The sequence below is a fragment of the Stenotrophomonas sp. STEN063 genome (genome assembly GCF_056854515.1).
The window spans coordinates 37,589-48,685 of record NZ_JBXFWF010000031.1; the positions used below are offsets into that span (position 1 = coordinate 37,589).

Sequence of the window (11,097 nt, forward strand, 5' to 3'; positions counted from 1 at the left end):
GAGTCGCACCATGCGCGTCACCCTGACCATCGCCCTGAGTGGCCTGATCGCCACCGCTCCTGCCGCCTACGCCGCCAGCCTCGACGTCAACGTCGAAGTGCCCAAGCTCAACGTGGCCGAATACCACCGCCCCTATGTCGCGGTGTGGATCGAAGGTGCCGACCAGCAGGTCGCCGCCAACCTGTCGGTCTGGTACCAGCTCCGGGACACCGCCGAAGGCCATGGCACCAAGTGGTTGCCGGACCTGCGCCAGTGGTGGCGCAAGAGCGGCCGCACCCTGCAGGTGCCGGTCGATGGCGTCACCGGCCCGACCCGCCCGGTCGGCAAGCACCAGCTCAGCTTCAGCGACCGCCAGCCGCAGCTGCGCGCCCTTCCCGCCGGCCAGTACTCGCTGGTGGTGGAAGCCGCGCGCGAAGTCGGTGGCCGCGAACTGGTCAAGATTCCCTTCACCTGGCCGGCCCGTGCCGCGCAGAACGGCAGTGCCCAGGGCACCTCCGAACTCGGCGCCGTCACCCTTGCCGTCAAGCCCTGATCCCCATTACCAACGGAGCCAACCGATGAAGCGTTCCCTCCTGCTTGCTGCCACCATCGCCGCCGTGCTGCCCTTCTCCGCTGCCGCCCACAAGGCCTGGCTGCAGCCGTCGCAGACCGTGATTGCCGGTACCAACCCGTGGATCACCGTGGACGCCGCCGTGTCCAACGACCTGTTCTACTTCAACCATGTGCCGCTGCGCCTGGACAACCTGGTGATCACCGCACCGGACGGCAGCACCGTGCAGCCGCAGAATGCCGCCACCGGCAAGTACCGCAGCGTCTTCGACGTCGAACTGACCCAGCAGGGCACCTACCGCCTGGCCACCGTCAATGCCGGCCTGTCGGCCAACTGGCAGGAAGACGGCAAGCCCAAGCGCTGGCGCGGTAACGCTGCCACCTTCGCCACCGAAGTGCCGAAGGACGCCAAGGACCTGAAGGTCTCCGAGACCGCCGGCCGCATCGAAACCTTCGTCACCAACGGCAAGCCGAACAACACCGCGCTGGCGCCGACCGGCAAGGGCATGGAACTGATCGCCCTGGGCCACCCGAACGACCTGTTCGCAGGCGAGCAGGCCAAGTTCAAGCTGCTGGTCGATGGCAAGCCGCACGCTGGCCTGGAAGTCGAGATCACCCGTGGCGGCACCCGTTATCGCAACGCCCAGGAAGAGATCAAGGTCACCACCGACGCCAACGGCGAGTTCTCGGTGACCTGGCCGCAGGCTGGCATGTACTGGCTGGAAACCGGCACCGAGGACAACAAGACCTCGATCCCGCAGGCCGCCGTCCGCCGCCTGAGCTACGTGGGCACGCTGGAAGTGCTGCCGCAGTAAGGCTCTAAAAGCCCCTCTCCCGCGTGCGGGAAAGGGGTTGGGGTGAGGGCAAGGCCGAAGCCGGGCTCCTGAAGCCGCGGCAGACCCACAAAAGCGAAAGCTCCCCTCATCCGCCCCTTCGGGGCACCTTCTCCCGCCTGCGGGAGAAGGGACCAACTGCACCCAGACAGTTTCCGATACCGATGTCCTCCAACTCCGACATCGCCGCCCTTGGCGGCCACACCATGGGCACCAGCTGGAGCGTCAAGCTGGTGGCTGCACGTAGCCGTGATCTGCATCCGCTGCATGCCGGCATACAAGCCGAGCTCGACCGCGTGGTCGCGCAGATGAGTACATGGGAATCGGATTCGGACATCAGCCGCTACAACCGCGCCGCCGCCAACAGCTGGCATGCACTGCCCGATGATTTCTGGACCGTGCTCAGCACCGCGCGCGATATCGCCGAGCGCAGTGCTGGCGCCTTCGATCCCAGCATCGGCCCCTTGGTCGCGCTGTGGGGCTTTGGCGCCGACGCGGGCGCGCAGGTTGTACCCGATCCCGCGCAGCTGGCCGAGGTCGCCGCTCGCTGCGGCTGGAACAAACTGCAGTTGGATCCGCAGACACAGAGCGCGCTGCAACCCGGCGGCCTGCAGCTGGACCTGTCAGCCATCGCCAAGGGCTACGGCGTGGATCTGGTCAGCGCTTGGCTGCGCCGTATCGGCATCAGCGCCGCGCTGGTCGAAGTCGGCGGCGAACTGCATGGCTACGGTTTGAAGCCCGACGGCCAACCCTGGCGCGTGCTGGTCGAATCCGCACCGGAAGAAGACGCCGGCGCCGAGTATCCGCCACGCGTGCTGGCGCTCGATGATCTGGCGGTTGCCACCTCCGGCGACCGCTGGCACCAGTTCGAAAGCGATGGCGTGTCCTATAGCCACACGCTCGATCCGCGCAGCCACGCGCCGGTCAGCAGGGCCGCTGCAGCGGTCACCGTGATCGCCCGCGACGCCATGCAGGCCGATGCCTGGGCCACCGCACTCACCGTGATGGGCGCCGATGAAGGCCTGGCCTTCGCCAACCAACATGATCTGGCTGCACGTTTCATCACCCGCGCCGATACTGGGCTCGTGGAAACCATGACCCCCGCCTTCCAGCGTTACCTGGACGCCAGCACGCAATGAATCCCAACCGTTCCACGCGTGCACTGCTCGGCAATCTCGCCGTTGGCCTGGGTCTGCTGCTTATCGCCCTGATGCTGCTGCGCCTGCATCTTGGCGAGCGCTGGTGGCCGGCTGCTCCACTGGCATCGCAATGGTGGGTGGCAGTGGCGGCTTTGACCATCTACGCAGCGGCCTGCTTCGCGCTGTGGTGGTGTACCCGCCAGCGCGACGACGACAGCGGCGACAGCAAGGAACCACCGATCCTGGTGGTGTGGGCCAGCCAGACCGGCTTCGCCCAGCAGCTGGCACAGCGCACCGCCGCGCACCTGCGCGGCGCCGGCCACAAGACCAGACTGCGCGGCATCGACCAGGTCGATGCATCCCTGCTCGCCGGCAGCCGCCAGGCCTTGTTCATCGCCGCCACCACCGGTGAAGGTGATCCGCCGGACCACGCTCTCGCCTTCCTCAGCCGGGTAATGCCGCAGCCCTTGAAGCTTCCGCAGCTGCAATACGCCGTGCTGGCGCTGGGCGACAAGACCTATGAGCACTACTGCGCATTCGGCCATCAACTCGACGAGTGGCTGCGCACGCATGGCGCACAGCCGCTGTTCGATACGGTGGAGGTGGACAACGCCGATGCCGATGCGCTGCGCCATTGGCAGCAGCTGCTGGGCCAGCTGGGTGGCGAGGCCGCCAACGCAACAGACTGGAGTGCACCGGCCTATCAATCCTGGCTGCTGCGCAGGCGCGACGTGCTGAATCCCGACAGCGTTGGCGGCAAGGTCTTCCACCTGCAGCTGCAGCCCGCGGATGGAAAGCTGCCGACCTGGCAGGCCGGCGACATCGCCGAAATCGGCCCACGTCAGTCCGCCGCTGCGGTGCTGCAGTGGCTGCAGGCAAACCGTTTCGATGCTTCCACCGTGCTGGCTGACGGCCGCACGCTGGGGGACGTCCTGGCCCGCTCCTATCTGCCCGACAGCGCCGATAGCCGCGACGCCAATGCACTTGCCGCCAGCCTCAAGCCACTGCCGCACCGCGAATACTCGATTGCCTCGATGCCAGGCGAAGGCAGCCTGCAGCTGATGCTACGCCGGCAACTGCGCCCGGACGGGACACCCGGTCTGGCCAGTGGCTGGCTCTGCGATTACACCGCTATCGGCGACAGCATTGATCTGCGCCTGCGCAGCAACAGCAACTTCCATCCGCCGGGCAATGACGCACCACTGATCCTGATCGGCAACGGCACCGGTATCGCCGGCCTGCGTGCGCATCTGCGAGCACGCATCGATGCCGGCGCACGACGCAACTGGCTGCTGTTCGGCGAACGCAATGCGGCCCACGATTTCCATTTCGGTGAAGAGCTGCAGCAATGGCAGCGCGAGGGCGGAATCGAACGACTGGATACAGTGTTCAGTCGCGATGACGGCGACTTCCATTACGTGCAGGACGCACTGGCCGCGCATAGCGACGTGCTAGGGCAATGGCTGGATGACGGCGCCACCATTCTGGTCTGCGGCAGCCTGCAAGGCATGGCCCCGGCGGTCGACAAGGTCATCATCGACACGATTGGCGAAGATGCGCATCAAGCTTTGCGCATAGCCGGCCGCTACCGCCGCGACGTGTACTGACCGTCGGCCATAAAGCCCCACCTGTAGTGCCGAGCCATGCTCGGCAGAGGCACTACAAGCGATCCCAACCGTAGTGCCGAGCCATGCTCGGCAGAGGCTCTACCGCTAATGCCCATGCCGAGCATGGCTCGGCACTACAGGTGCAGCCTTGCACCGCTGGTTCTTTGACTTCGCGGCTTACGCCGCTCCTACAACAGCCGGGGCCACCTTAATCGCCAGCAACTCACCGCCGCCATTGAGCGTGTAGCGCTGCCGCTCGCCCGCCCCCAACCAGGCGGTATCGCCGGCCGACATTGCCGGCAGCACGCCACCTTCGAATTCGGCCTGCCCAGCCAATAGATGGATCGCCCACGCGGCCTGCGGCTCGGTGAAGAACAGCATGTTGCCGACCAGCGGCCGGTGCAGCAGCTCGGCCTGCAGCGCCTCACGCCGCCACATCAGGTTGAAATCCTGGGTCACGCCATCGACCAGTTCACCCACTAACTCCGCCTCGCCAGCGAAGCGCAGGCGCTGATACGGCGGCAGCAGGGTTTCGCAACGGCCATCGGCAAAGCGCAGGCGCAGGCCTTCGCCCTGCAGCAGCACCAGCTCACGTTCGACACCGGGGAAGGCGGAGAAGGCCGCGTCCTGTTCGATCTCGGCGATCGACAAACGCAGCTGCCAATCACCCTGCTCCGGCAGACGCAGGATCTCGCGCGTCCAGCCCAGACCATTGCGCCAGCGCTCGCGCTGGTAGAGGGCGGACGGGATGACGCGGGAAGGAGAGTTCAATGTGTGCATCCGGCAATGATGCCATCAGCGCGCGGATGGCTGCTTCTTTTGTGGGAGCGGCGTGAGCCGCGAAGCCACAGAGCCAACAGCGCAGAGCAACAACAACCCCTCCCCAGCCCTCCCCTTTGCTACGCAAAAGGGAGGGGGCGTAAAGCACCCCTCCCCAACCCTCCCCTTGCCTTCGGCAAATGGAGGGGGCTCAAAGCAACCCCTCCCCAACCTCCCCTTTGCTGCGCAAAAGGGAGGGAGTAGAAGCACTTACTTCGGCATCGCCAGGTTCTCTGCCGTCAGCGGCTTGCCCGCACGTGGGGTGGTCGCGATCACGGCATCGGCCGGCAATGCCGTGCCCTTGTCCAGACGCGCCTGCACCCGATCCAGCGCTTCGTACACGTACGGCAACAACGGCAGGTAACGCGAACCGTAATCCGGCAGGCCGAGGAAACCATCGAAATGCTGTACGTTCTGCACCTTCCAATAGCTCACCTCGCGCCCGGCAGCCTTCGCTGCAGCCGCATACGGCGCACTGCTGAAAGCCGGCGGAATCAGACCATCGTCAGCGCCATGCACCACCATCACCGGCAGGCCCTTGCGCGGCAAATCAGCATGGGTAGCCTGGATACCCGCCTGCACACGCTTGGCGTCTTCGCCCTGGCCGTCCCACAGACCGCGCAGGCACTTCAGGCCGACGTAGGTCAGGTCCGGCAAGGCGACCTTGCTGTCGAGCAGGCCAACACCTGCGCCCGGCGGAATACCGCTGCCATCAGAGATCCACGCCGCACGTTCGACGGCGGTCGCGGCGCGCGGCGAGAAGTCCGGGTTCTGTGCCGCAAAGTTGAAACCGCAGGGGTGCTCGCCCACGCCATAACGGCCGTAAGCCGAGGCATAGGTCGCGGCGATCGCACGCCACAGATCGAAGCCGGTGGACAAGGCACCCGCACGCAGCGATGCGTCGGTCCAGCCCTTGCTCAGCATCAGGTCGTAAGCCGATTTGGCCTGCGCAGCCGGGGTCGCGCCGCTGATGAAACCTTCCGCCGCCAGCGTCGCGCAGCGCACAGCCGCGCCGGCCTGCAACGCAGCCGTCAGCGGCGGCTGCGGCAGGTTGCTCATGTGCAGCTGCGCGCACGGCATCAGCAGCGCCGCTTCGGTGCTGTAGTCGTACAGCGCACGTGCGCCCGGGCCGCTGGAATAGATGCTGGGTTCACCGGCCACCACGGCATCCAGCCAGTCGCCCTCCAGCTCGGCCGCACGCAGCACCGCGCCGCCACCGTTGGAAATGCCGACGGCGATGATGCGGGTGTTCTCAAACGTGAAAGGCGCAGCCTGCGGATAGGCTTCTGCCAACGCCAGCAATGCGAACTCGGCGGCCTGCTTTACGTGGCGGCCCCAATCGGCCTCCGGGTTGTCCTTGGAGTGCGCATGCTTGAACGCCACGCCCGAGGCGTTGATCGGCGCGTCCGGCACGAAGGCAAGGTCACTCACTTCACCCAAGGCACCGACCGTGCCATTGGCACGCACGCCCACCTGCGCGTTCAGATCGTAATAATCGCTGCCCGCGCCCTTGTCGGTATAGACCACGGCACAGCCCTTGGGCAGGCCCCAGGCAGCGGCGACCGACACGGCGCCATAGATACCGCGCGAGCCCGACGCCGGTGCGACCAGCACGCAGCGCTTGCCGGTATCGAAGTTGTCCGGAATCTGCGCCAGCACGCGGTGCGGCTGCTTGGCACCGGGCAGGCGCGCGAATGCCGAATACTCCCGGCCGGGCACGCTCTGCAGGCTGCCGAACAATTCGCCGTAGCCACCGCCGGGAGCGAGGTCGGCAATACCGCGCCAACTGCCCCACATCGCCCGGCGGCGCAGGTCATCGACGGTCGGCGCACTGGCGTCGGTGAATGCCGGCGGCGCCATGCTGCGCAGGCCGGCCAGGCCGAGCCCGGCGGTAAGCAAGTCGTCACTGCCGCGGTGTTCGCTGCGGAGTTCGTTGCTGAACATGGAAGGCTCCACGGACTTGGATGCTGGGCCGCTGGCACAGGAGGCCAGGCTCAGTCCGACGAATAGGCCGCAGGCGGCGCGCAGTAAGGATTGGCTCATGGACGCACCCTAGCAGAGCCGCAGTACCCGGCTCATCGTACTTAAGTACCACACGCTTTTAGCGCCACGGCTGCTAGGTTTCCTACTATCCCCCAAAGCAACAATCGGAGTTCCCCATGGACCGCTTCCTGCAAGGCCGCACCGCACTGGTGACCGGCAGTACCTCCGGCATCGGCCTGGCCATCGCCCAGGCCCTGGCCAGCGCCGGCGCGCGCGTGGCCATCAATGGCCTCGGCAGCGCCGAGCAGATCGAGGCGGCGCTGCAGAGCGTCACCGATGCAGGCAGCGAGTCGCAGCACTTCGATGCCGACCTGCGCAAGCCCGACCAGATCGCGCACATGCTCGAAGCCGTGCAGGCCTGGGGCAACATCGACATCCTGGTGAACTGCGCCGGCATCCAGCACGCCGCACCGCTGGCCGAACAGCCGCCACAGAAGTGGGACGACATCATCGCTATCAACCTCAGCGCCGCCTTCCACACCATGCAGCAGGCGCTGCCTGGCATGGCCGAGCGCGGCTATGGCCGGGTGGTCAACATCGCCTCGGTGCACGGCCTGGTCGCCTCCAAAAACAAGGCTCCTTATGTGGCCAGCAAGTTCGGCATCGTCGGCCTGAGCAAGGTCGCAGCGTTGGAATATGCCGCTGCCGGCAGCCGTGACAGCGGTGGCGTCACCGTCAACTGCGTGTGCCCGGGCTGGGTGGAAACCCCGTTGATCGAGCCGCAGATCCAGGCCCACCGCAATGGCGGCAGCCGCGACGACGGCGTGCGCGCCCTGCTGGAAGAAAAGCAGCCCAGCCTGCGTATGTCGCTGCCGGAAGACATCGGCGCGATGGTGGTGTGGCTGTGCCGCCGTGAGGCGCACAACCTGACCGGCGCGGCGATGCCGATGGACGGCGGCTGGACCGCACAGTAAGTCTGGAAATGCAGGAGGAAGCGGGCAATGGCTGAAATCCACGGCATACTGCCCCGGGTGCACGCTGCCGAGCAGCCGGCACCCGCTTCCTTCCAGCCAGTTAGCACTGCCATGCCCAGCCTGTTGATTGCCGATGACCATCCCCTGTTCCGTGCCGCCCTGCGGCAGGCTGCCAGCGAGGCGGTCAGCGATCTATCGGTGCGTGAAGCCGAGTCACTGGAAGGCGTGTTGGCCGCACTGGATGCCGCGCCGGATACCGACCTGATCCTGCTCGACCTGCATATGCCGGGCAATCATGGTCTGGCAGGTCTGGCGGCGATCCGTGCCCAGCATCCTGGCGTGGCGGTGATCGTGGTCTCGGCAAACGACGATCCGCGCGTCGTACGGCGTGCGCTTGATCATGGCGCTGCGGGCTACCTGCCCAAGAGTTCTGGCTTGAACGAGCTGCGCGAAGCGATCCGCTGCGTGATGGCCTGCGAGCAATGGTTGCCGGCCGCGCTGCGCGCCTCGGTTTCGCGCGCGCAATCGTCCACGCATGACAGCGAACTGGCAGCGCGGCTGGCAAGCCTGTCACCGCAGCAGTTCCGCGTATTGGCGCTGGTCGCCGAAGGCCTGCTCAACAAGCAGATCGCCGACCGCCTTGATGTGCAGGAGCGCACGGTCAAGGCCCATCTCTCCGCCATCTTCGAGCGGCTGGGGGTGCGCAATCGCACCCAGGCCAGCGTGGTGTTGCGTGAGCTGGAATTGAGCGACCCGGCGCGGCAGGCGCTGTAGTCAAGGCTTCTGATTCTTGTGGGAGCGGCGTAGCCGCGAAGCTATCGAACTGGCCGCCCGCGGCCGGATCAACCCCACGCATTCCTGATTGCAATTATTCCGACGTCGGAACCGATGTCAGCTTCGCGGCTGACACCGCTCCCACATTGCTTCTGTTGGTCAGCTTGTGCAGCAACATGCCCACCACCATCGCCGGCACAAACCATAACGCCTCCGGTGACAACACACCCAGGCCAACCAGCGCCGGGCCCGGGCAATAGCCAGCCAATCCCCAGCCAATACCAAACAAACCCGCACCGATCAGCAACGGCCGATCAATGCTGCGCAGATCCGATATCTGGAAACGTTCGGCAAACACCGGCGCCGGACGTCGCAGCACAAAACGGAACAACAGCATCGTCGTCCCAACCGCGCCGCCCAGCACAAACAGCAGCGCCGGATTGAAGTCACCAAACACATCCAGAAAACCCAGGATGCGCTGCGGATCGGTCATGCCCGACATTGCCAGCCCCAGCCCGAACAGCGCTCCGGAAACCAAGGCAGCCAAGCTGATGCGTGACGTACTCATGCCAGGTGCCTCACGACGTAGGTAGTTGCTATCGCAGTTGCCATGAAGGTCAACACCGCGGCAAACGAACGCATCGACAAGCGTCCCAGACCGCAGACACCGTGGCCGCTGGTACAGCCGTTGCCCATGCGCGTACCGAAACCCACCAACACGCCGGCCACTACCAACAACAACGGCGAGAATCCCTGTCGCGGCGAATACGCACCCGGTACCAGCCACAGATACGCGGCGCCGGCGCCGATCAGGCCAACCAGGAAAGCCACGCGCCAAGCCAGCTCGCCGCTGCGCGGCATCAACACACCACCAAGAATGCCGCTGATGCCGGCGATACGCCCGGTCAGCCACAGCAGCAAGGTGGCAGCGATACCAATCAGCACGCCACCGGCCAGCGCCATCATCCAGCTGTTCATTGCGGCTTTCCGATCTGATCCAACGGCAAGCGCAGATAGCGCACACCATGGGCATCCGCTTCCGGCAGGCGACCACCACGGATGTTCACCTGCAGCGCGGGCAGGATCAGCTTCGGCACCGGCAGGGTCGCATCACGCTGCTGGCGCATCTGCACGAACGCTGCCTCGTCGGTGCCGCCCTTCAGATGCACGTTGTTCTGGCGTTGCTCATCGATCGAGGTCTGCGCCTGTGCCTCGCGCCGGTTGCCCGGATAGTCGTGGCACAGGCAGATGCGGGTATCGGCAGGCAACGACAGGATGCGCTGGATCGATGCATACAGGCGATGCGCGTCGCCGCCGGGAAAGTCACAGCGCGCGGTACCGGTGTCGCTTGCAAACACCGTGTCGCCGACGAACGCGGCATCACCGATCACATAGGTCAGGCTGTCATCGGTATGCCCCGGCGTAGCGATCACCCGCGCGCCCAAGGCTCCAACGTTGAAGGTATCGCCGTCGTCGAACAGCCGGTCGAACTGGCTGCCGTCGGCGATGAACTCATCGCCCAGGCCAAACACCGTCTTGAAGTGCTGCTGCACCTGCACGATGCCGCGACCGATGGCCACCGGCGCCTGCAGCTGATCAGCAAGATAGCCGGCAGCACTGAGATGATCGGCATGCGCATGGGTTTCCAGTATCCACGCCACCGTCAGCAGCTTGCCGCGCACGAACTCCAGCAGCGCATCGGCCGAAGCGGTGCTGATGCGTGCACCGGCGGGCTCGTAATCCAGCACCGGATCGATGATGACGGCCATGCCGCCGACCTGGTCATAGGCCACGTAACTGAAGGTACCAGTGTCCTTGTCGTAGAACGGTTCGACCAGGGTTGATGAAGGCTGCGGCTGGCTCATGGGGTGCCTCGCTTTTAATTTAGCTTTTTCTAAATTAGGCTAGTACCTTCCAAAGTACAAGCCCGAACCTCAACGCTCATGATGCGCGCTTCAGACATGGATATGGAGCAGATGCAGCTGCACGCAGAGCAGGCAGCGCAGCTGCTGAAGTCGCTGGCCCATCCGGCCCGCCTGCGCGTGCTGTGCCGCCTGGTGGAAGGTGAAGCCTCGGTGGGCGAATTGCAGGCGCAGGTTGGCCTGTCGATGTCCGCACTGTCACAGCACCTGGCGGTGATGCGTGAAGCGGCACTGGTCAGTACCCGCCGTGAAGCCCAGACCATTTACTACACGCTGGCTGACAGCCCGGCGCTGGGCGTGATGCAGGCATTGCATGCGGCGTATTGCGGAAATACCGAGATCCGGAGTTCCTGACCACCCAATTCGCCGAACGCCGTAGCCCGGGTAAGCGCCGCCCCCCCCGGGGGCCCAGGCGGAAACCCCCGGGGGGCGGCGCGGGGCCCGGGGCCAAACACCCCCCCCAAAAACGGTGCCCATTAACGGCCCCCCCGCCCCCG

12 protein-coding genes are annotated in these 11,097 nt (G+C 65.7%); 7 read left to right on the forward strand and 5 right to left on the reverse strand.

What is annotated here, in order from left to right; genetic code table 11:
- The first annotated feature begins 10 nt into the window (after nucleotides 1–10).
- The 4 genes from AC1VWL_RS10265 to AC1VWL_RS10280 all read left to right on the forward strand — a co-directional run bounded on the left by AC1VWL_RS10265 (nucleotide 11) and on the right by AC1VWL_RS10280 (nucleotide 4,128).
- Entirely contained in the window at nucleotides 11–532 is a 522-nt protein-coding gene (locus tag AC1VWL_RS10265) for a DUF2271 domain-containing protein (RefSeq protein ID WP_282272916.1), read from the forward strand.
- Nucleotides 533–557: 25 nt separating this feature from the next.
- Nucleotides 558–1,364 carry a DUF4198 domain-containing protein gene (locus AC1VWL_RS10270; protein ID WP_481615271.1) on the forward strand — a complete coding sequence of 269 codons (807 nt, stop codon included), beginning with the start codon at nucleotides 558–560 and terminating at the stop codon, nucleotides 1,362–1,364.
- Between the two features lie 176 nt (nucleotides 1,365–1,540).
- A complete protein-coding gene (locus AC1VWL_RS10275; RefSeq protein WP_482986612.1) occupies nucleotides 1,541–2,521 on the forward strand; it encodes an FAD:protein FMN transferase in 981 nt (326 codons plus the stop codon).
- Nucleotides 2,518–4,128 carry a sulfite reductase subunit alpha gene (locus AC1VWL_RS10280; protein ID WP_482986606.1) on the forward strand — a complete coding sequence of 537 codons (1,611 nt, stop codon included), beginning with the start codon at nucleotides 2,518–2,520 and terminating at the stop codon, nucleotides 4,126–4,128. The genes AC1VWL_RS10275 and AC1VWL_RS10280 overlap by 4 nt, the downstream gene beginning before the upstream one ends.
- 177 nt (nucleotides 4,129–4,305) lie before the next feature.
- On the opposite strand, the gene AC1VWL_RS10285 is transcribed toward AC1VWL_RS10280, so the two are convergent.
- Both AC1VWL_RS10285 and AC1VWL_RS10290 read right to left on the reverse strand, forming a co-directional pair.
- A complete protein-coding gene (locus AC1VWL_RS10285) occupies nucleotides 4,306–4,899 on the reverse strand; it encodes a HutD/Ves family protein (RefSeq protein ID WP_481615273.1) in 594 nt (197 codons plus the stop codon).
- 258 nt (nucleotides 4,900–5,157) lie between these two features.
- Nucleotides 5,158–6,990 carry a 3-hydroxybutyrate oligomer hydrolase family protein gene (locus AC1VWL_RS10290; RefSeq protein WP_482986607.1) on the reverse strand — a complete coding sequence of 611 codons (1,833 nt, stop codon included), beginning with the start codon at nucleotides 6,988–6,990 and terminating at the stop codon, nucleotides 5,158–5,160.
- A gap of 116 nt (nucleotides 6,991–7,106) precedes the next feature.
- Between AC1VWL_RS10290 and AC1VWL_RS10295 the strand changes: the two genes are divergently transcribed.
- On the forward strand, nucleotides 7,107–7,904 hold the full coding sequence (locus AC1VWL_RS10295) for a 3-hydroxybutyrate dehydrogenase (protein ID WP_482986608.1): 798 nt from the start codon (nucleotides 7,107–7,109) through the stop codon (nucleotides 7,902–7,904).
- Nucleotides 7,905–8,015: 111 nt separating this feature from the next.
- Nucleotides 8,016–8,678 carry a response regulator transcription factor gene (locus AC1VWL_RS10300; protein WP_296250722.1) on the forward strand — a complete coding sequence of 221 codons (663 nt, stop codon included), beginning with the start codon at nucleotides 8,016–8,018 and terminating at the stop codon, nucleotides 8,676–8,678.
- A gap of 94 nt (nucleotides 8,679–8,772) precedes the next feature.
- On the opposite strand, the gene AC1VWL_RS10305 is transcribed toward AC1VWL_RS10300, so the two are convergent.
- The 3 genes from AC1VWL_RS10305 to AC1VWL_RS10315 are packed head-to-tail and all read right to left on the reverse strand — an operon-like array spanning nucleotide 8,773 to nucleotide 10,543.
- On the reverse strand, nucleotides 8,773–9,246 hold the full coding sequence (locus tag AC1VWL_RS10305; protein ID WP_482986609.1) for a DUF6691 family protein: 474 nt from the start codon (nucleotides 9,244–9,246) through the stop codon (nucleotides 8,773–8,775).
- Nucleotides 9,243–9,656, reverse strand: coding sequence for a YeeE/YedE family protein (locus AC1VWL_RS10310; RefSeq protein WP_481615276.1), 414 nt, complete (start codon nucleotides 9,654–9,656; stop codon nucleotides 9,243–9,245). Before AC1VWL_RS10310 ends, AC1VWL_RS10305 begins: the two co-directional genes overlap by 4 nt.
- A complete protein-coding gene (locus AC1VWL_RS10315; RefSeq protein WP_482986610.1) occupies nucleotides 9,653–10,543 on the reverse strand; it encodes an MBL fold metallo-hydrolase in 891 nt (296 codons plus the stop codon). The genes AC1VWL_RS10310 and AC1VWL_RS10315 overlap by 4 nt, the downstream gene beginning before the upstream one ends.
- A gap of 111 nt (nucleotides 10,544–10,654) precedes the next feature.
- Between AC1VWL_RS10315 and AC1VWL_RS10320 the strand changes: the two genes are divergently transcribed.
- Complete coding sequence (locus AC1VWL_RS10320; protein WP_482986611.1) at nucleotides 10,655–10,954, forward strand: ArsR/SmtB family transcription factor; 300 nt, start codon at nucleotides 10,655–10,657, stop codon at nucleotides 10,952–10,954.
- The last annotated feature ends 143 nt before the right edge of the window (nucleotides 10,955–11,097 follow it).

Excerpts from the sequence above, each read along its gene's own strand:
- AC1VWL_RS10265 (WP_282272916.1), top strand. The coding sequence starts at position 11 with ATGCGCGTCACCCTGACCATCGCCCTGAGTGGCCTGATCGCCACCGCT.
- AC1VWL_RS10270 (WP_481615271.1), top strand. The coding sequence starts at position 558 with ATGAAGCGTTCCCTCCTGCTTGCTGCCACCATCGCCGCCGTGCTGCCC.
- AC1VWL_RS10280 (WP_482986606.1), top strand. The coding sequence starts at position 2,518 with ATGAATCCCAACCGTTCCACGCGTGCACTGCTCGGCAATCTCGCCGTT.
- AC1VWL_RS10290 (WP_482986607.1), bottom strand. The coding sequence starts at position 6,990 with ATGAGCCAATCCTTACTGCGCGCCGCCTGCGGCCTATTCGTCGGACTG.
- AC1VWL_RS10295 (WP_482986608.1), top strand. The coding sequence starts at position 7,107 with ATGGACCGCTTCCTGCAAGGCCGCACCGCACTGGTGACCGGCAGTACC.
- AC1VWL_RS10300 (WP_296250722.1), top strand. The coding sequence starts at position 8,016 with ATGCCCAGCCTGTTGATTGCCGATGACCATCCCCTGTTCCGTGCCGCC.
- AC1VWL_RS10305 (WP_482986609.1), bottom strand. The coding sequence starts at position 9,246 with ATGAGTACGTCACGCATCAGCTTGGCTGCCTTGGTTTCCGGAGCGCTG.
- AC1VWL_RS10310 (WP_481615276.1), bottom strand. The coding sequence starts at position 9,656 with ATGAACAGCTGGATGATGGCGCTGGCCGGTGGCGTGCTGATTGGTATC.
- AC1VWL_RS10315 (WP_482986610.1), bottom strand. The coding sequence starts at position 10,543 with ATGAGCCAGCCGCAGCCTTCATCAACCCTGGTCGAACCGTTCTACGAC.
- AC1VWL_RS10320 (WP_482986611.1), top strand. The coding sequence starts at position 10,655 with ATGCAGCTGCACGCAGAGCAGGCAGCGCAGCTGCTGAAGTCGCTGGCC.